This is a genomic window from Streptomyces toyocaensis (genome assembly GCF_000725125.1).
Classification (GTDB): Bacteria; Actinomycetota; Actinomycetes; order Streptomycetales; family Streptomycetaceae; genus Streptomyces; species Streptomyces toyocaensis.
Genome location: NZ_JFCB01000043.1, coordinates 1 through 18,535, shown reverse-complemented (window position 1 = coordinate 18,535; position 18,535 = coordinate 1). Strand labels below are relative to the sequence as shown.

General features: G+C 68.4%; 17 protein-coding genes, 1 pseudogene and 2 CRISPR repeat arrays. Of the genes and pseudogenes, 12 read left to right on the top strand and 6 right to left on the bottom strand.

Annotated elements, in window-relative coordinates:
- Positions 1–70: 70 nt before the first annotated feature.
- Positions 71–424 (bottom strand): hypothetical protein, encoded by a 354-nt coding sequence (locus tag BU52_RS29825; RefSeq protein WP_235216456.1) that lies wholly within the window; start codon positions 422–424, stop codon positions 71–73.
- A gap of 180 nt (positions 425–604) precedes the next feature.
- A complete protein-coding gene (locus BU52_RS29820) occupies positions 605–1,210 on the bottom strand; it encodes a hypothetical protein (RefSeq protein ID WP_037940347.1) in 606 nt (201 codons plus the stop codon).
- Between the two features lie 396 nt (positions 1,211–1,606).
- Between BU52_RS29820 and BU52_RS29815 the strand changes: the two genes are divergently transcribed.
- From BU52_RS29815 to BU52_RS29805, 3 genes are all read left to right on the top strand, one after another.
- On the top strand, positions 1,607–2,398 hold the full coding sequence (locus BU52_RS29815; RefSeq protein WP_037940345.1) for a GntR family transcriptional regulator: 792 nt from the start codon (positions 1,607–1,609) through the stop codon (positions 2,396–2,398).
- A 164-nt stretch (positions 2,399–2,562) separates the two neighbouring features.
- Positions 2,563–3,600, top strand: a complete 1,038-nt coding sequence (locus tag BU52_RS29810) for an AAA family ATPase (protein ID WP_037940338.1) — start codon at positions 2,563–2,565, stop codon at positions 3,598–3,600.
- On the top strand, positions 3,597–4,166 hold the full coding sequence (locus BU52_RS29805; RefSeq protein WP_107061302.1) for a phosphotransferase-like protein: 570 nt from the start codon (positions 3,597–3,599) through the stop codon (positions 4,164–4,166). The genes BU52_RS29810 and BU52_RS29805 overlap by 4 nt, the downstream gene beginning before the upstream one ends.
- A 7-nt stretch (positions 4,167–4,173) precedes the next feature.
- Here BU52_RS29805 and BU52_RS29800 read toward each other — a convergent pair whose 3' ends face one another.
- On the bottom strand, positions 4,174–5,013 hold the full coding sequence (locus tag BU52_RS29800) for an NAD(P)-dependent oxidoreductase (RefSeq protein WP_051858707.1): 840 nt from the start codon (positions 5,011–5,013) through the stop codon (positions 4,174–4,176).
- A gap of 4 nt (positions 5,014–5,017) precedes the next feature.
- On the bottom strand, positions 5,018–5,662 hold the full coding sequence (locus BU52_RS29795; RefSeq protein WP_037940415.1) for an HAD family hydrolase: 645 nt from the start codon (positions 5,660–5,662) through the stop codon (positions 5,018–5,020).
- 87 nt (positions 5,663–5,749) lie between these two features.
- Here BU52_RS29795 and BU52_RS36905 point away from each other — a divergent pair, with 87 nt between their 5' ends.
- The 8 genes from BU52_RS36905 (at position 5,750) to BU52_RS37200 (ending at position 14,668) form a co-directional block, all read left to right on the top strand.
- Complete coding sequence (locus BU52_RS36905; protein ID WP_327151304.1) at positions 5,750–6,043, top strand: helix-turn-helix domain-containing protein; 294 nt, start codon at positions 5,750–5,752, stop codon at positions 6,041–6,043.
- A gap of 262 nt (positions 6,044–6,305) precedes the next feature.
- A complete protein-coding gene (locus BU52_RS29790; RefSeq protein ID WP_037940337.1) occupies positions 6,306–7,364 on the top strand; it encodes a hypothetical protein in 1,059 nt (352 codons plus the stop codon).
- Between the two features lie 83 nt (positions 7,365–7,447).
- Complete coding sequence (locus tag BU52_RS29785; protein WP_051858706.1) at positions 7,448–8,842, top strand: replicative DNA helicase; 1,395 nt, start codon at positions 7,448–7,450, stop codon at positions 8,840–8,842.
- Between the two features lie 139 nt (positions 8,843–8,981).
- Positions 8,982–9,536, top strand: coding sequence for a telomere-protecting terminal protein Tpg (tpg, locus tag BU52_RS29780; protein WP_037940335.1), 555 nt, complete (start codon positions 8,982–8,984; stop codon positions 9,534–9,536).
- A gap of 1,273 nt (positions 9,537–10,809) precedes the next feature.
- Positions 10,810–11,112 (top strand): hypothetical protein, encoded by a 303-nt coding sequence (locus BU52_RS35420; RefSeq protein WP_051858705.1) that lies wholly within the window; start codon positions 10,810–10,812, stop codon positions 11,110–11,112.
- 333 nt (positions 11,113–11,445) lie between these two features.
- Positions 11,446–12,813, top strand: a complete 1,368-nt coding sequence (locus BU52_RS36605) for a hypothetical protein (RefSeq protein ID WP_235216455.1) — start codon at positions 11,446–11,448, stop codon at positions 12,811–12,813.
- A gap of 779 nt (positions 12,814–13,592) precedes the next feature.
- Positions 13,593–13,727: a hypothetical protein gene (locus BU52_RS36900; protein ID WP_268747632.1), complete on the top strand. Its 135-nt coding sequence runs from the start codon at positions 13,593–13,595 to the stop codon at positions 13,725–13,727.
- Between the two features lie 5 nt (positions 13,728–13,732).
- A complete protein-coding gene (locus BU52_RS37200) occupies positions 13,733–14,668 on the top strand; it encodes a helix-turn-helix domain-containing protein (protein ID WP_078903513.1) in 936 nt (311 codons plus the stop codon).
- A gap of 65 nt (positions 14,669–14,733) precedes the next feature.
- On the opposite strand, the gene BU52_RS36895 is transcribed toward BU52_RS37200, so the two are convergent.
- Complete coding sequence (locus BU52_RS36895) at positions 14,734–14,868, bottom strand: hypothetical protein (protein ID WP_268747631.1); 135 nt, start codon at positions 14,866–14,868, stop codon at positions 14,734–14,736.
- A 1,338-nt stretch (positions 14,869–16,206) separates the two neighbouring features.
- Between BU52_RS36895 and BU52_RS29765 the strand changes: the two genes are divergently transcribed.
- The gene (locus BU52_RS29765; RefSeq protein WP_037940406.1) at positions 16,207–16,680 is read left to right on the top strand and encodes a hypothetical protein; all 474 of its coding nucleotides are present in this window, start codon (positions 16,207–16,209) and stop codon (positions 16,678–16,680) included.
- Between the two features lies 1 nt (position 16,681).
- Here BU52_RS29765 and BU52_RS29760 read toward each other — a convergent pair.
- Positions 16,682–16,975, bottom strand: a pseudogene (locus tag BU52_RS29760) (transposase); the annotation flags it as partial.
- Positions 16,976–17,796: 821 nt separating this feature from the next.
- Positions 17,797–18,071: a CRISPR direct-repeat array (repeat unit 29 nt; unit sequence CGGAACACCCCCGCGTCGGCGGGGAGGAC).
- Between the two features lie 91 nt (positions 18,072–18,162).
- Positions 18,163–18,497: direct repeats of the CRISPR family, unit length 29 nt; unit sequence CGGAACACCCCCGCGTCGGCGGGGAGGAC.
- Positions 18,498–18,535 lie beyond the last annotated feature (38 nt).

The window sequence follows — 18,535 nt, the reverse complement described above, 5'->3', positions numbered from 1 at the left end:
GGATGGCCAGCCACGGCCCCTCTCCCACCCCTGACGCTCTGGTGGGTGGGAGAGGGACCGTGGCGGGCCGTCAGGCGGCGGGCGCGTAGGCGGTCCTGGCCGGTCGGATCAGGTAGTCCGACGTCGTCCACACCGAGCCGACCGCGAAGGGCTGGCCGTCCGGGCGCAGGGTGTCGCGGACGATGACGGCCCAGCGGGCGCTGTCACGGCGCAGCAGCTGCGCCGCGTCGGCGGGGTCGGTGACCAGGGCCAGGACCTCGAAGCGGCCGTCCACGTTCTGGTAGATCGCGCCGGGGCGTCGCGGGCCGATCTGGTCGGCGATGTCGGCGAGGCAGTGCGGGTGCGGGCGGCCCGTGGTGGGCGTGCCCTTGCGGCCGTCGTGCTCGTGAGGAGCGGCGGTGTGCAGGGGTGCGATGCTGGGCATGTGGGTCGTCCTCTCCGAAAGGGTGACCTGCGACAGCGAATCCCCAGGGATGTCGCCCCTGGGGATTCGTTCTTCGTTCCTCCCTGGCTGGGGAGCTGACTGCTTGTACGAGCAGCCAAGGCCCTGGCCACCCCCTATCAACAGGGGTGGCCAGGGCCTTGGTCGTTCGTCCGGAGGAGGTCAGCTCACGCGGCGCTGGGGGTGCAGGGTCTTGAGCGGGACCGGCGGTGCACCCAGCGGCGCGTCACCGTTGGGCAGCTGCGCGCGGCGGGTGTCAGCGTCGCGGACCGCAGACTCGGTCGCCGCCCACTGCTCCTTGCGCAGCATCCACTTGGGCTGGCCGTCGCCGGGCTGGGCAACCGTGGTCGTCTGCTTCTGCGCGGCGATCTGACTGACGGCCGGGGCGGGCGCGACCTTCGGCTTGCGCCGCACGGTGGTCTTACGGCGGTGAGCAGTCTCTGCATGACCGTCCACCAAACGCTCCTCCCACTTCGTGACTCGGACGTTGACCGTGACCAGGCGGTTGCTGCCCTGGCAGCGGACGGCCGCGCCCTTGCCTGCCCGGCCAGTGTCGTGCGGCACGAGTTTGGGCCTCCTGGCCTGGATACCGGTGATCGGCACCCACGTCGTGCAGTCGGGGCAGACCAGCGACGCACAGGCGGGGCGCAGGTCGTACTGGTGGGGCCGGAGGGTGGAAAGGGCCAGCGCCGGGCGGCCGTTGACGTTGCGGGAGCGGGTCCGGCTCCGGCGGGGACGGGCAGTGCGCTCAAGGCTCGAACCAGACATGTGAACTCCTCACAGACGGAGCGGCAGAAGGCGCGGGTCGCGATGCTCTCTCCGCCCTCCAGGCCGCACGGGCACAAGGCCGGCGTCCCGCAGGACAGACAGCGCACAGCGCTGCGACGTGCACACAGTCATCGCGGCCGTCAGGCTCCGGGGGAGTTTGATGGAGCTCTCAACCCCGGCCACCCCGAAAGGCGGACGACTACTGCGGTAGTGCTTGGGCGTAACCCCTGCTCAGCAGAGCGTTAGGGCTATCGCTATCGCCTAGTAGAGACCACGTCGGGCCGTCGAGTCAATAGCGATAGCTCTATTCGGGTTGATCGGTTGTGTTCGCACATCACCGACTGATAGAGCTAGCCCTAGAATCAGATCCGCGCAGCACTCTGAAAGGTGGCTCCGATGCCCGTCTCGTATCGCGACATCGCCGCTGACCTGCGACAGCAGATCAGCGAGGGGCGATACATGCCGGGCGACAAACTGCCGATGCTCACCGAACTCCAAGCCCAGTACGGCGCCGGCTACCAGACCGTGCGAAGCGCCATCTCGCTCCTGGAGCAAGAAGGACTCGTCGTCGCGGTGCGTCGCAGAGGGACTATCGTGCGAGAGCGCCCTGAGAAGCGGCGCATTACCCGATCCCGTCAAGTCTTCCGCGACAAGATCGGCTACTACTTCGACCCCACTGCCCAACCGTGGGTGGCTCTGGAGCCTCCCACCCTGCGATGGGGTGTCGTGCCGGTCGATCTCGCTACCCTCATGGGACTCGCCACCGGATCCGAAGTCCTCGTTCGTGACCGCGTAATGGGTGACCCCGAAACCCGGAAGCCGAAGCAGCTGGCCACCAGCTACCTCCCGGCCGACCTCGCTCGGGGAACTCGACTCGCAGAAGTCGACACCGGGCCGGGGGGCATCTACGACCGCTTGGAGGAGATGGGCCACCGCCCGCTCCGCTGGAGCGAAGGCGTCTCCGCCCGCATGCCCTCGCCCGAAGAGGCGGAGGCCCTGGATCTGCCGGCCGACGTCGGCGTCCCACTCCTGCGCGTCGTGCGAATCACGACTTCCCCCAACGGCGACGTCGTCGAGCTGAACGACACCAGGATGAGCGCCGAAGAGTTTGAGATCGGTTACTCCATCCGACGCCACGCAAGTGCTCGACTCGCTGATGAGGACGGAGACGGCGACGACGACCACTGACTGCACCTCACGCCTGGCTGCTGATCTGGTGAGGGCCATCACACTCGGACCGGACGGGGTGAACCATCACAGGGGCTTGTCGAAGCTCGTACGCACCGCTATTCACGCGTTTTCAACATCCGCGTATACATGCGATTTGCAGCCCGAGCCCTAGGCTCGCGGCCATGACGATGGCGGAGGGGCACAGGGTGGCGAAGCAGCGCGCAGGGTGGAGGCCAGACCGGTTGCGAGAACAGCGCGAGGCCCACGGCCTGACCCTGGAGAAGGCCGGAGAACGTCTGCGGGAAGTGGCCGAGCAAGCCAAGCTCAAGGGCATCCCAGCTGCAAATCCCCAGACTTTATGGCAGCACGAGCAGGGCGAGGTCTACCCGGGCCCGCACTACCGGCGCGCATACTGCCTGCTCTACCGCGCGACCGAGCCGGATCTCGGCTTCCGGACTGCCCTGCCGGGCGAAGAGACGTCGTTCAAGCTGACGCCGATGGACGACCGTCTCAACGGCGCGCACGTCCTGGCCGTCGAACGGGCGATTCACCGCATCTCGCCGGGCACCGAGGACGCTGGCCACTTCGCTCTCCAGCAGCGCATCATCGACGCGTGGAAGCGCCGGCACACCGGCGGCGACCCGCACCGTCCAGTCCTGATCCTGGTGGGCGGATTCGCAGGCAGCGGAAAGACCGAGCTCGCTCGCTTCTTCGTCCAGCTCACCGGTTGGCCTCTGCTCGATAAGGACCCGCTCACCCGGCCGCTCGTGGAACGGCTCCTGGTGGCGCTGGGAGGCGATCCGAACGACCGGCACACAGAGCTCTACAGGGAGCGTGTCCGGTCGGTCGAGTACGACTGCCTCATGCAGTCGGCCATGGCCAACATCAAGTGCGGAATCAGTACCGTGCTTTCGGCGCCGTTCATCTCGGAAATGACCGACCCGAACTGGATGCAGCGCCTGTCCAACCGGGCCGCGTCCATGGGCGTCGACATCTTCCCGGTGTGGGTGCGCTGCGATGAGGAATCGATGCGGGAGTACATCACCTTCCGCTCCGCAGCCCGGGACGCGTGGAAGCTCGCCCGGTGGGACGAGTACATGGCGACCATCGACCTGGAGCTGCGCCCGGCGGTGCCGCACCTGGTCGTGGACAACAGATTGGGGACCGCGGTGACGCTCGCGGACCAGGCCCGTCAGGCGATGGGGACGGTTTACGCGTGATCGGACGTCAGGGCGTGATTCTGTACGGCCCGCCGGCAGCGGGCAAAGATACCGTCACCACGGCACTTACCGAGCTGCGCCCGCAATACCACCAGTTCGAGCGGCTCAAGGTCGGGTCTGGTAAGTCAACCGGCTACCGGATGGGTACGGCGGAGCAGCTGCGCGAGCTGGAGGCCGCGGGCGGCGTCGTCTACGCGAACAGCCGCTACGGCAACACCTACGTCATCGACCGGCCCGGCGTCGACGCGGCCTTCGCGGCCGGGGTGCCGGTCGTGCACCTCGGGCAAGTCGACGGCATCAAGGCCTTGATCGGCGGCTACCAGGCGGACTGGACGGTGGTGCTGCTGTGGTGTCCGCGTGAGGTGACCGCGCAGCGATCCGGGCGACGCGGCGACGCCGACACTCCGGCGCGCCTGGCGGCGTGGGACGCGACCGGGAAGGACTTGGACGCACACCCGGACATGGTCTGGGACCTGACCGTGGACACCACGGTGGCGGCACCGCAGGACGCGGCGCGGCTCATCGACCATCTGCTGATGCGGCGGGCGGGAGCGGCGACGGCATGAGCGCGGGCTACGGCTGGGCGAGTCGGTCCAGCGCGTCGGCGAGCGTGAGCTCGCTGTCGTCCTTGGCGTCGTTCCACCGTGCCAGCGTGGTCGCGGCCGCGCGCAGCATCTCCGGTGGGAGGCTGGCAGCCGCGAGTGTGTCGGCAGCTTCCTCCAGTTCCGGGCCCCAGCGCCAGGCGCGGGCCGCGGCTTTGGCGATGTACTGCGGCTCGGAGAGGTACGAGTCAGTGCGCCGGGAGGCGACCTCGATGAGCTCCTGGTCGACGCCGTGCTCGCGCGCCATGCCGACCGCGAGCGCCACCAAGACCCGCGACGTCTTCTGGAAGCTGGCGTACGCCAGCTTCAGCGCGGATGCTTTCCCGACTTCCGTTCCCAGCACCGCCGTGCGAACGGCGGTGCCCGCGAATAGCACCTCGAGGCGCTCAGTCGCGTCGGCCGGGCCGGACAGGTACAAGGTCGGCGCCTTGCCACCGACCGGCGGGGAGCCGACAACACCACCGTCCACGATGGTCGCGTTGGGTTCGAGCAGCGCGGCGATTCGCTTCGTTCGCTCGGGGTTGATGGCGTTCGCCTCCACGTACACCCCGGCAAAATGGTGCCCGGCGACGTCGCGGGCCAGGTCCTCGGCAGCGGCCGGAGGACAGAGGCTGATGACGATGTCGCTGCGGTCCAGCAGCTCGGCAAGCGTGGTCACGGGCGTCAGGCCGAACCGGGTGGCGCGCTCTGCTGACGCGGGGCTGCGCCCGACCTCGCACCACAGGACCGCGGAGGCGTTCCTCGCGGCGCAGGCTGCGACGGCGGCGCCCATGCTGCCGGGGTGAAGGATGCCGACAATCGGCTGGTCCACGGTGCTACTCCGTCTCTGCGAGCAGGATGGTGATGGCATCGGTGACGTCGTCGACGACGTGGTACGCGGCGGGGAGTCCGTCGGGCCAGGGGCGTCCACGCAGCCAGATGGTGCGCAGGCCGGCCTGGTGACCGCCGCCGATGTCTCCGGTCGGGTTGTCGCCGACCATCCAACCGCCGTCCGCGAGGCTGACGCCGCACCGGGTGGCCCCGAGTTCGAAAAGGCGCCGGTCCGGCTTGCGGATCTCCAAGTCGCCCGAGGCTGCGACGCCGTCGACCAGGGAGGCGAGGCCTGTCCCGGCGAGTTTGGCGCGCTGGATGTCGCCAGCTCCGTTGGTGATGACGCCGATCGCCCATCCGGCCGCGCGCAGGCGAGCCAGGCCCTCAAGGACCTCGGCACGACAGGTGACGGCGGCCACCATGAGGTCGATGTACCCCCGCCAGAGCTCCGCAGCAGACGGTTCCAGGTCGAAGACTTCGCACAGGCGGAAGAAGTCGACAGCGTTGGCCCGGTCTGCAAGCTCGGAAATCAGCCAGGCTTCAGCCTCAGGCCCCAAGCCGTACCTGTGGCACAGATCGGCTACGGCGCCGCCGTAGGCCAGCTGACGGTCGACCAGCGTGCCGTCAAGGTCAAATAGAACGAGGCGCATGACGCCGACACTAACCCGGCGGATCTTCCGGAAACTCGACACCAACTCCCTGTTTCAAATCAAGACTTGTGTATAGTTTTGGATCACGTGAGGAGAGGGGGACCGGTGTCCGACCTGTTTGATGCGGTCGACGCTCTTGCTGCCCGACCTGAGCTTCTACCGCCACCGGAGGTTCGCGCACGCCTGCGCAAGGCTGACGGTTTGACTCAGCAAGAGGTGGCAGAGGTCTTCGGCGTCACCCGTGCCGCGTTCAACCGATGGGAAGTCGGGGCCGCAAAGCCGCACCGACGCCGCCTAGAAGCGTACGCCCGGCTCCTGCGGCGATGGGCTGCAAAGCATCCCCAAGCGGCTGAAGGCTTCGAATTCGCGGAGGTCAGCTAACCATGTCCCGCCCCACCTACCCGCCGTAACGCGAAGCGGCCCCCGTCGCCACAACGGGAGCCGCTTCCAAGTCCGACTCAATCGAGCTTGCCAACCCTTGAGTCGTGATCCGGTGAGGTGACCTCGCCGGGGTGATACCCGCGGGCCTTGCAGCCCTCGTGGTCACCTCTACCCAGAGTATGCGCAACAGATAGCGCAACGCCACTACTCCGGGTTCCTGCTTAGGTCACATGCGCTGGTCACGGCTCCCCTAGCTGGGGAGATGACCCCCTTGCACAACCCACACCGCCCACAGTCGCTCGACGACTTCGGCGCCAGCTTCCTCGAGCGCGGCTGGGAGCCGCCTGAGGAAGTCGTGCTGCGCCGCGAGCTGGTACGCACGCCGGGCTTGCAGCCCGAGGACATCGGCGTCCTCGCGGAACTACTGCTTCGTGACCCTCGCCTGCCGTCGACCATGGAGGCCATCCGCCGGGACCTCCAGGCGCAGGGCTGGAAGATGGGCAAGGACCGCTACAACGCCATCCAGGCCCGCCTGACGAAGGCCGGCCACCTCGCCCGTGTCTCGGTCTACGACAACACCACCCAGCGCCCTACCTGGGTGACTCGGGTCTACCGGAACCCCGCGAACAACGAGCAGTACGTCGATCTCGGTATCGCGGCATCTCAGCAGGTCAGCAGCGAAGTGCGGGAAACCCGTGATTCCCAGCCCTCCGAACCGCGGGAAACCCGCGTTTCGCCTGGTCAGAGCCGGAATGCGGAAAACCCGCGATCCGGCGCCGGATCGCGGAAAACCCGCGATCCGGAAACCCGCGTTTCGCCTGGTCAGAGCCGGAATGCGGAAAACCCGCGATCCGCTTCGCCCCCCCCACACCCCCCGGAGGAGGTAACTACCTCCTCCCCCTACCCCCTCACTGACTCCTCGGGGTCGCTTCCGTCACAGCGGGAGGAGGGGGAGGGGGGCTTCGCCGGGAAGGACCTTCACGCGGCGGAGTCGTTCTTGCAGAAGCTGCGCCCGCCGCATCACATGGGCGCGGCGTCGGCCCGCAAGTACGCGCCGCTGCTGCTGCGGTCGATGGCTGAGCAGGGCTGGCCGTCGATCTTCGAGGTCGAGCCCCTGCTGCTGATGCGGGAGGTCACGCGGGATCCGGAAGGCTTCAAGCGGCCGTCGTCGCTGGTTCCGACGCGGATCAGGGATCTTCCGCGCTACACCATCGTCACCGGTCCCAGCCGGGGCCAGGGCGCCACCGCTGAGCGGTGCCCGGAGCACCCGGCGCGCTACCGCAGGGGCTGCGTGGACTGCGCGCTGACCGTGCCTGCCTGACCAGACGGCAGTGCGGGCCGCTCCCGTGCAGGGGAGCGGCCCGCGAAATCCCCTGACCACTCTCACCGACCAGGAGACATCCAGTGTCTACCAGCATCCCCGCCCAGAGCCACGACATCCCCGGTGACGACCTCGACGCACGCGAGGACAAACAGCCGGCCGCGTTCACCCGCGTGCCGCCGCAGGACCTCCAGGCCGAACAGTCGGTCCTCGGATCGCTGCTGCTGTCCGGCAGCCCGAAGAGCGCTTCCTACCGGTTCTTCGGCGAGATCCTGGACACAGGTCTCGTCGCTGAGGAGTACTACCGGCCCGCCCACCAGGCGATTCACCACGCGATCCTGGAGGTGCACCAGGCGGGCGAGCCGGTGGACCCGGTTACCGTCGCCCATGCGCTGACCGAACGCGGGGAGCTGACCCGGGTCGGCGGCGTCTCCTACCTGCATGTGTGCGTGCAGGCACCGCCCACCCCCGCGCACGGCCCGCGCTACGCCGAGATCGTCCGCGCCAAGGCCTACCGGCGCTCGGTCATCGAGTCGGCCAACCGCATCCTCGAGTACGCCTTCAGCGAGGCCGGCGACGAGGACGAAGTGCGCGCCCTGGTCGAGCAGCAGCTCACCGACATCATCGCCGGCACTCCGGGCCTGCGCGAAGCACCGCCCGCGGTCGGTGACCTCTACCTCGACTTCGTCGCGGAGACCGAAGACATCCAGAACGGGCGACGGGCCGGCCTGACGTACGGGTTCGCCGACCTCGACAGCCTCACCTCCGGCATGCAGCCGGGCAACGTGACCGTGGTGGCCGCGCAGTCCGGCGTGGGCAAGTCCACGCTGGCACTGAACATGGCCGTTGCCGCCGCCAAGACGGGCGCCCCCGTGATGTTCTCCTCGCTGGAGATGAGCAGCACCGAGCTGATGCAGAAGATCGCCGCTGCCGAGGGGAAGATCGCCCTGCACCACCTCACCCACCAGGGCGGCCTCACCCCTGAAGGATGGGAGACCATCCACGCCCTGGGACCTGAGCTGTTCCAGAAGCTGCCGCTGCGGGTCTACCGGCCCGACGGCGCATCCCTGGGCGACATCGCCTCCGCCGCCCGGGCTAGTGCCCGCGCCGAAGGCCTGGGCCTCCTGGTCGTGGACTACGTGCAGTTGGTCGAGACCGAGCAGTCCCGCAACATCACCCGCGAGCAGGCCGTCGCCGCCGTCTCCCGTGGCCTGAAGAACCTCTCCGTCCAGCTCGGCTGCCACGTCATTGCCCTGTCCCAGCTCAACGTCGACGGCCTCATGCGCGAGTCACGGGCCATCAAGAACGACGCATCGGTGGTCATCAAGGTCGAGCGGCCCGACGCGGAGGACAAGGAGTCCCCGCGCGCCGGTGAGGTCGACCTGATCATCGAGAAGAACCGGTTCGGGCCTACCGCTTGCGTGACCGTTGCCAGCCAGCTGCACTACTCCCGGTTCGTCGACATGGCCCGCACCTGACCCGCCCCCAACGCGCCTCAAGGGTGCAGGAAACAGCCTGAGCGCCGCTGTGCGGCGCGATCAGCCCCAGGCCGGACAACTTCCCCCCATGATCGCCCCACAGCGGCCCACACAGCCGATCAAGAACGGAGAGCCCCACATGGGCATCGTGGACGACGGCCTCAACCGGGCCGTGCAGCAGGCATTCACCCGCCCCATCCCCAAGAGCGCCGGGGCGCAGATGCGTTACCTGGTCAAGCAGCTCAAGGGCACCCGCGCAGTCGCCGACGCGCTCGGCGTCTCACAGCGCACCGTGGAGCGCTACGTCAAAGACCAGATCCGCCGGCCCCGCGCCGACCTCGCCCAGCGCCTGGCGGACGCCGTACGCGCACGCTGGCAGCCGAGGGTGCGCGCCCAGGCCCGCAAGCAGGCAGCCACCAGCACGGGCGTCGTCATCGACGTACGCGCTCGGTTCGGCTTCACCGCGGCGCCCGGCACCACCGACGACGCCCGCCTGCGGCATATCACCCTCGCCCTGCCGCCGCAGTACGCGGCCCGCCTGTTCGACGCCCAGGACACCGGAGCCAGCGAGCAGCAGCTGCGCGACCTCGCAGGCCAGGCGCTCGGCGAGGTCTACTTCCAAGACGGCGGGCGCCGCGCCCAGGGCCTTGCGGTGGAGTTCACCGACATCGAGCAATTGGAATTCGACCTGTAACGGGACGCCCGGGGCCACCCTCCTTCTTCGCGCCGGGGCGCGGCCAGCAGCAGGGCGCAGAACTCTCGCCGCCAGGCATTGGCCGCTTGCCTGGAGTTGTGGGCACGGTTGTTGCCGGAGGTTGTGGTGCTACTGCGTACGGTCGATTGCACTGGCCGGTGGCCTCGAGGCGCTGTCAGTGGCCTGCTCTACTGTCTCGGTAGGCTGCTGTCGCGTGTCACGGATGTCCCGTTGTCAGACCTTGCCGGTAAAGTACCTCCGCTCACAGGCGGAGCCAGATATTCCGGCCTGCTCTCCCTAGCGAACCCCTGGCAAAACGCCCAATGCGACCAGTGGTCGCCGCACCACACTCACCCATCCAGGGGTGTGATGTGCCTCACACTTATGTAGGGAAATGCCTTCCAAACTAGGCTCAAGCTGGGGTGTTACCCGTATCAAAGGTCCGATCCGCGCAGATCAACATGTGACCAGTAGTCGCACGATCACCGCGATGTGAGGCAGGATGGGGAAGTCGCCGCGACCGGGTGTGAGGAACGCCACAGATGCGCGTATCTGCTTGCCTTACGCGGCGGTAACCGCATTCGGATGGACGGAAGGCCCCACCCCGGCAGGCCAAAGCACAGGATGAGGCCTTCCTCAGCGCACCGTCTGCAGCGCGGCCCCGACCGTTAGGTCGGGGCTTTTCGCGTTACCAGGGCCAGTAGTCCCGCACGATCCGGTAGGCCGGCCCCAGCCAGCGGGCGGCCCGTTGGGACCGACTCCGCTTGCTGCAACAACGGCAGTGCCCCTCCGGCAGTTGCTGCGTTGCCATCAGGATCTATCACCCCACTTCCTGTGGAGCCTGCGGATTTCGCAGGTCCCCAGGAGAGACCCACGGCCTTCGTGGACTCCCCGGGGAGGCACGACATGCACGAGCCCCTGGGGGTGACAGATGGCCGAACGATACCGGAGCGCCGCAGCATCCGCTGTCGCGTCATCCTTCGGCCCTTGTAGGGGGTATAGGCACCCCGTGCCATGAAGGGGTGACAGTCGGCCCACTCAGACGGTCCGTTGCGGATTCCGTAGGCCCCTAGCTGCGGAGCATCCTGACGGTACGTCGGGTACGGCGTGCCAGTTCCCTTACGCTGCGTGCCCAACATCACACAGGAAGCACGCGTTCCAGGTGAACGCGCCCCCCTGTAGTTCTAGTCTCAACAGCATTGGTGGGTTAGCGAGTTGTGACCGCTACTCACAGACCACTCGACGCTGGCCCCGCGCCGACCTCGCCCAGCGCTTGGAGGCCGCGTTACGCGAGCGCGCCCGCCGCCAAGCCGCCACCGCCACTGGACTCGTCGTCGACACACCTGCGTCCGGTTCGACTTCACAGCCGCGGCGCGGCACCACCGACGACGCCCGCATTCGCCACTTCCCCTCGGGCCCTCGAGCACGCCTTCTCGCCACCCACGACGCCAGCGAACAGCAGCTGCGCACTCTCGCCGGAGAGGCCCTCGGCGAGGTGTACTTCCGCGACGGCGGTCGCGCGGTCGACCTGGAAGTGGAGTTCACCGGCGTTGAGCGCGTGCAATTCGACTTGTAGGGGTGCAGCGCGTCGCCCTGCGTGCTGAAGCGTGACTGAGCAGGCAGGTGTGTTGTCACCTGGGCCACCTGGCGGCGAGTGCTGAGCAGAGTTCTGGACCGCGGTGCAGTCTCGGCTGTCCACCCCGGCTTCCCACTTGCGTCGGCGCAGTATGTGGTCGCTGAAGAGGTGTCGGCTCCGGTCGAGCAGTTGACCCACCTCGGGGTCGCCGCGCCGCCCGTCCGGGGACGGCCGGTTGTCGGGTTTTGTGATGGCTGATCCGGCTCCTGCCGCATTGTCAGTGCCTGGTCTTACCGTCGAAGTAGTGACCTGCGATGGTGAGGGCGGTGTGAGTTGGCGAATGTTGTCTGGCACAAGAACTTCCGGATTCTTCTGGATCTGACCCGGGACGACTTGGACCATCCGGAGTTCCCCGGGCTGTGGGATCTGATCTATGCGACGGACCGCTTCTATGGGCGCCGCGGTGTGCCGGTCAGTGAGCGGGATCTGCAGTGCGGGGGAGTGTGCCGCGACATGGGCGTCGAGGCCCCGATGCACCTGCGTATGCGCGGCGGCCGGCGCGAGGCCGTCCACGAACGTCGCGAGGACGAAGAACGCCACAGCGTCCCCATGAGCGATGAGCACAAGGCCTACCAGGAACGTATCCTGCGCGCCGCGCAGGAGGGCGGCTTCGGCGGCGACAGCGAGGTCCGCACCCGGGTGGGCCGCACCTGGATCCAGACCGACACCCTCATCGAAGGAGCCGACGGCCGCCGCATCGGCTGGGAAGTCCAGCTCTCCACCATCGACGAGCGCGGCCTGCGCGGCGTACGGGCCCGCGCGGGCAAGGCCGCCAAGAACGGCATCACTCCGGCCTGGCACACCGACCGCCTCGCCTATGCCCAGCGCAACGACACTCACTGGACCCGCAGCGACCGCCTCCCCGCCCATGTCATCGCCCGCAACGGTGACCTGCGGATCGTCTCCGGCTTCCGTGTTCTGGACTTCTGGCACTGCGACACCGGCGCTCTCTACCCCTGCCCCCACGGCGTCCGGCGCTGCGGCAAGGCCCATGCCACGGCCAAGCCTCGCGACGTCCTGTTCGACGACATGGTCCGCCAGACCGCCGCCGGCACCATCGTGCCCATCCAGTTCCGTGCCGGGAAGACGGTGCACCGCTACTGGGTGACCAACGTCGACCGCGACCGCTTGGAGGATCTGGACAGCGACGACACCCGCCTGCCGCCCGAACGCGAGGACACCCACGCGACCGGCGCCAGCCGCAACCGCCCCACCTGCCAGCCGGCCACCGCCCCGCCCACCGCGCAGGACTCGCCCCCTCCGGACGACTTTCCGGCAACCCGTCCCCTCCTGACCGCACTGCCGCTACAGCCTGCTGCCCCGGCCGCCGAGACCACACCCCCGACCCTCGAGACGGCGCCTCCAGCCCTCACACAGCGCGAAGCCCACACCCCGCAGGCCACCGACACCACGACGGGACTGCCCAGCGAACTGATCACACTTCAGCAGGCCGCCGACGCCGCCCACTTGAAGCTGCAACAGCTCGACGACCACTCCGAGCGGAACCTCCAACGCCAGGTATGGCTCCAGGCCGCGGAAGCCACGCAGGCCGCGGTGACGCACTACGCCCGCACCAAGCGACTCAACCGGTACGAGGTCGAAGCACGCCTGCGCCGGCTTGTACGGCACCCCGCTCCGTAGACGGGTCTATACAGGTACGGGCCACGACAACCAGCGACGGCATCACAAGCCCTGTCTGATGCCTTGGGCGCAGACCCTCCGCAGGACTGGCGCAGGTGCGTGGGAGTAGACGCGCCAGCAAGCCAGGCGGCGTTCGGGCTCCTGGGAGAACCGGACGATGAGCGCGGATTCAAGCAAGATCAGCAGCCGGCTCCGCGCTGAGTCGGAGCCGGCTGTCGGATCGGCCGTGCGTCAACACGGGCGACCAAATCCGTGCGGAAGGTTGTTGGAGCCAGTCACGTACGGAACTGAAGGAATCGTGCCAGCGGTGGTCCCACCGCGGCAAACAGAAGTGGGACGTGGTGCAGGAAAGTGGTTCGCTGTGGTGGCCGAGTGCTTCATCGGCCCGGTCAGGCGCGGCGTATCCCCAGGTGGAGCCGCTCACCTGCTTTGAACACAAGGCGTCCCACGACCTACGTGCGTAGAAAAGTAAGTCCTCGACCAATCGGATGACGAGACAATCCTGCATGAATGGGCTGTCGACGACCTTCTGTAGTGGCACCATGCTGTCCAGTCGCGACGCAGCGTCAACTGCCCGTGGCATAGGACCAGTTGTTGGAGCCAGCCAGTCCACGGCTCGAAGGCCGTGGCATTACGTCAGGAGCTACCTCATGCCTATGGAGGTTCGTGCACCTCTGTGCGTCTCTCACGGCAGTCCTGCTCATCGCCGTCTTGCCGGAGCGGAGGCGCTCGTCATCGTGGTGGTCGTTGTCGTGGCCGCCATGTTGACGAAAGGCGGGATGCCGATCAACGAAATGATGTCCCGGCTGGCCGCCGCGGGACTGCTGGCCGTGGGGCTGACGCAGTTGGCCACCGGGGCAGTGGCCACAGGGCTGCGCCGCCTCGCTGGGACACCGTCGTCGTCGATGCGATAAGTGACATGGGGCGTACCGAGAATCCGGTTCCTCGCCCGAGCAGCCCTCTTGGCAAGCTTGCGTTGCACCTCCGCTGGTGTCGGGCCCGTGCCGGCCTCACCAATGCTGCGCTGGCGACCCGCACCAAGATCGGTGCCACCACCCTGCAGCGTGCTTCAGGAGGGGTCATCCTGCCCACACTGCAGGTGGTCCTGACGTACGAGGAAGGCTGCGGTGTAGCCGTCGGTGAGGGCGAAGCACGCGAGTTGTGGGAGAAAGCCCGTGAAGCTGAAGGAAGGCGGGACCGGCGACGCGCATTGACGATCACACCCGGGAAGGCGCCTCGTCCTGACTTGATCGCGGACCGGGCGGATATGGGCAGGGCACTGCTGGATCTGCGTGAGCGCAGCGGGTTCAGCTATCGCATTATGGAAGCCAGGGTGGAGCAACGGCCCGAGCTTGGACCACTGTCCCGCTCTGCCGCCCACCGCATACTCACCCGGCAGTCCTTCCTCACCAGCCAGCGACAGCTGATGGCCCTCCTGCACGCCTGCGCTGTACCCGAGCGTTCGTGGGGGGACTGGGTTCGCGCCTGGAAAAAGGTTCAGCGGGCCGAGGAGCGGCACGAACCTGCTGTCATCCCGGCCCGGAAGCTGGCAGCTCGCGAAGCTGAGGCGGAGCTCGTGAAGTATGAGCTTGAGGCGGTGGAACCGTTCCGCAGTGCTACCGCTGCATGGACTGTCTGCTGTGCTCTCTGCGGAGTCCTTTTCCGGGTGCGGCTCAGTGATCTAGGCAGTGATTGGGGCGGATGCCCCAATCACTGCCCTCGAGAACTCATGCGGCATGTCGTGGCATCACTGGCAAACCAGCTCTACCCGTCGCAATGTCCCCGCTGCGAGGTGACGGTAGGTGCGTCACATGATGGCTCATGCAGCCTATGTAGAGGAGCTAAGCGGCCCTGAGAGTATGACCCGAGCAGAGCGAGGGCCCGGCAACCGTCACAGGTTGCCGGGCCGTCGTGCGTTCGTCAGTCGACGAGGTAGTGGGCTTCGATGTAGGCGACGGTGGAGTCGTACGGCTCTCCCACCGGCTTCAGCGTGTACCGGCGGAAGACCGCGGCGGTGGCGGGGAGGACAGGTCGGACAGAGCGCCATGACGTCACATCTCCGGAACACCCCCGCGTCGGCGGGGAGGCCCCGCCCCTCAACGTGACGTCCACCTATGTCGACGGAACACCCCCGCGTCGGCGGGGAGGACCGCCACATGTAGGGCGCGAGGGTCCCGGCCGCCGGAACACCCCCGCGTCGGCGGGGAGGACTGCGCGGGCGTCATCCACCCGTCCTTGGCCTGCGGAACACCCCCGCGTCGGCGGGGAGGATACGACGTACCCCGGCGGCGCCTCCCCGATCACCGGAACACCCCCGCGTCGGTGGGGAGGACCGAGCCAGGCCGCAACTTCTTCCGGGAGCGGGCGGAACACCCCCGCGTCGGCGGGGAGGACATGGACGACGCGACGGGCAGGCCGTACCGCAGCGGAACACCCCTGCGTCGGCGGGGAGGACCCGGGCCCGCAGTTCGTCCCCGAACGCTTCGACGGAACACCCCGCGCCAGCGGGAAGGGCCCGCGCCACCTCCGCCAATGCCTCGGCCTGCTGCGGAATACCCCCGCGTCGGCGGGGAGGACGCGCACCACCAGGTCGAGGCTGAGGCAGAGTTCGGAACACCCCTGCGTCGGCGGGGAGGACCCGACGGCCCGGCCGGTGGTCGGGTCGTGCGCCGGAACACCCCCGCGTCGGCGGGAGGACACGGAGTGCAGAAGGTCCCAGTCCTCCGCGTACGGAACACCCCCGCGTCGGCGGGGAGGACACGGCGACCGGCACAGGGTACGCCGCGAGGGCCGGAACACCCCCGCATCGGCGGGGAGGACTCCACGGTGCGGACAGTGAGCTCGCGGACCGGCGAAACACCCCCGCGTCGGTGGGGAGGACCGCTGCCTGAGCGAGCACAACCACCGCGACTACGGAACACCCCCGCGTTGGCAGGGAGAACGGCGGGAAGAACCTGGGCCGTCGCCCGGACTGCGGATTACCCCGCGTCGGCGGGGAGGAGGCTACGCCGAGCATGTCGCCGACTGGATCGCCGGAACACCCCCACGTCGGCGGGGAGGACCGGTCGCCTCCCTTGATCCGCACTGACCGCCGCGGAGCACTCCTGCGTCGGCGAGGAGGGTCCGTCCCTGTACGTGTAGAACTCGCCCTCGTCCGGAACACCCCCTGCGTCGGCGGGGAGGCGGTGTTGTCGGAGTAGTGCGTAAGGGGCAGTTGGCGGGTGTGGTTTTGGTGTGTTGTTGAGTCAAGGTGCGGGCGGTGCGGGGATCGCTGGTTGTGACTCTATCGGCCGGTTGTGGCTCGGGGTCGTGGTGTGTGTGGGGGGGTGCCCCTATGGGTCTCGTCAAGGGAATCGGGCTGCGTTTCGGTGAGTGGCAAGGCAGCATGGCGTGATGCCTGACCTGCTATGGGATGACGTCAAGAGCTTCTTTGCTCCCGAGTTGATGGGGTCGCTGCCGGACGTCCGTGTCCCGGATACCTCGGTGGAGGACTGGCAGGCGGTGCTTGATCTCGTTCGGTCGCAGGGGTGGTCGTGCGAGTACTCCGAGGACGGTGCTGTGGCCCGGCTGCCGAGGGCTGCGGAGATGCTGGCCCGTGGTGAGGGCGCCGACGTGGTGCTGAGGGTCTGGCCGGTTCCTGGATTCCTGGTGATCTTTCGTCCGTATGAGACTGGCTCGATCGACTTTGACGTTGATCTGCGGGAGTTGCAGGGGCAGTACGGCATGAATGTGCTGTGTCGTCTGCTGCGGGTAATCGGGCGTCGGCTCGGCAAGCCGGTGTTGCTGAGCCCGGAGTCCGATCCGCTCCACCCGGTTTTAGGCTTCGGCGTCGAGGCCGACCGTGTGCTGCTGCTGGCCGGCCCGTAGGTCATGTGACCGCTGCTGGCTGCGGCTCGTAAAAGGTGCCGTCGCGGAGCATGGCGAAGAGGACGTCGGCCCGGCGCCGGGCGAGGCAGAGGAGGGCTTGGGTGTGGTGCTTGCCCTGGCTGATCTTCTTGTCGTAGTAGGTGCGGGAGGCCGGGTCGGCCAGGGCGGCGAACGCGGAGAGGAAGAAGGCCCGTTTGAGCTGCTTGTTTCCGCGGCGGGAGGGTTGTTCGCCGTGGATCGAGGAGCCCGAGCTGCGGGTGGCGGGAGCGAGGCCGGCGTAGGAGGCGAGGTGGGCGGGGACGTTCAGACGGAACACATAGTCATCTCCGGAACACCCCCGCGTCGGCGGGGAGGACGGCATCACGAGCACCCCCGAACAGGTCGCCGCCGGAACACCCCCGCGTCAGCGGAGAGGACCCAGCACAGCGGCGGGAGCCGGTGCTCCTCCGCGGAACACCCACGCGTCGGCGGGGAGGACGAACCCCTCGCAGGGCCTGGTGGACCCCCAGCCGGAACATCCCCGCGTCGGCGGGGAGGACCTGCTTCACATCATCGGCCTCCACGACAGACCACGGAACACCCCCGCGTCGGCGGGGAGGACAGAATGACCGCAGCGACGACAGAGAATACGTGCGGAACACCCCCGCGTCGGCGGGAGGACCACGGCAGTGGTGCCGCCGAGCTGGCGAAGGTCGGAACACCCCCACGTCGGCGGGGAGGACCGCCCGGGACCGAACATCATCACCGGGGACTACGGAACACCCCCGCGTCGGCGGGGAGGACCTCGCCACCGAACTGTCCGCGATCGACCTGCGTGGAACACTCCCACGTCGGCGAGGAGGACACCGGGTCTGGGCACGGGATCCGGAAACAGGGTGGAACACCCCCGCGTGGGCGGGGAGGACGTGACGCGCAGGCGGCCCTCGGAGCGGATCCGCGGAACACCCCCACGTCGGCGGGGAGGACACCTCCAGCACCACGTTCTCGCGCATGGCGAACGGAGCACCCCCGTCGGCAGGTAGGACCCGGACAACACGCCTTCTATCATCTCGCGCGCCGGAACACCCCGCGTCGGTAGGGAGGACTGGTGTTCTCGGCAACGACCTTCCCGGAAGGTTGGAACAGCCCCGCGTCGGCGGGGAGGACGCTGGTGGCGCGGACGAGCCCGTAGCAGTGGTCCGGAACACCCCCGCGTCGGCGGGGAGGACCAGGCCGGGGTGTCGGTGAGGGCGTCGCCGAGCGGAACACCCCCGCGTCGGCGGGGAGGACTGCCGCCAGGCCCGCTCCCACTCCGTGCGGGCCGGAACACCCCCGCGTCGGCGGGGATGACGGGTTCCAGAAGGGCGCCGACAAGGGCGGCGACGGAACACCCCCCCGTCGGCGGGGAGGACGGCTTCGACCCGACGTCGTGGGACCTGGACCGCGGAACACCCCGCGTCGGCGGGGAGGACGGTGAGGCCCAGCGCAATGAGGGAATCACCGTCGGAACACCCCCGCGTCGGCGGGGAGGACCTGGGCGGCGTGGAGACGAACACCGCAAACGTCGGAACACCCCCGCGTCGGCGGGGAGGACATACACGTGGCCGCGCTGCTCCGGCTGATCGCCGGAACACCCCCGCGTCGGCGGGGAGGACCGCACCCGCATACCGCGCCCGGCGCTGAGGCGCGGAACACCCCCGCGTCGGCGGGGAGGACGCAGGGACCGAACTGCCCGGTCACGAGTCCGCCGGAACACCCCCGCGTCGGCGGGGAGGACGCGAGCAGCGCACCGCCTCTCCTACCTACTGGCGGAACACCCCCGCGTCGGCGGGGAGGACCGTCTCGGGCGTCATGAGGCTCATGGCGGGGCCGGAAC

Coding starts and splice junctions, on each gene's coding strand:
- BU52_RS29825 (WP_235216456.1), bottom strand. CDS start 424: ATGCCCAGCATCGCACCCCTGCACACCGCCGCTCCTCACGAGCACGAC.
- BU52_RS29820 (WP_037940347.1), bottom strand. CDS start 1,210: ATGTCTGGTTCGAGCCTTGAGCGCACTGCCCGTCCCCGCCGGAGCCGG.
- BU52_RS29815 (WP_037940345.1), top strand. CDS start 1,607: ATGCCCGTCTCGTATCGCGACATCGCCGCTGACCTGCGACAGCAGATC.
- BU52_RS29810 (WP_037940338.1), top strand. CDS start 2,563: ATGACGATGGCGGAGGGGCACAGGGTGGCGAAGCAGCGCGCAGGGTGG.
- BU52_RS29795 (WP_037940415.1), bottom strand. CDS start 5,662: ATGCGCCTCGTTCTATTTGACCTTGACGGCACGCTGGTCGACCGTCAG.
- BU52_RS29790 (WP_037940337.1), top strand. CDS start 6,306: ATGACCCCCTTGCACAACCCACACCGCCCACAGTCGCTCGACGACTTC.
- tpg (WP_037940335.1), top strand. CDS start 8,982: ATGGGCATCGTGGACGACGGCCTCAACCGGGCCGTGCAGCAGGCATTC.
- BU52_RS36900 (WP_268747632.1), top strand. CDS start 13,593: ATGCCGATCAACGAAATGATGTCCCGGCTGGCCGCCGCGGGACTGCTG.
- BU52_RS37200 (WP_078903513.1), top strand. CDS start 13,733: ATGGGGCGTACCGAGAATCCGGTTCCTCGCCCGAGCAGCCCTCTTGGC.
- BU52_RS29765 (WP_037940406.1), top strand. CDS start 16,207: ATGCCTGACCTGCTATGGGATGACGTCAAGAGCTTCTTTGCTCCCGAG.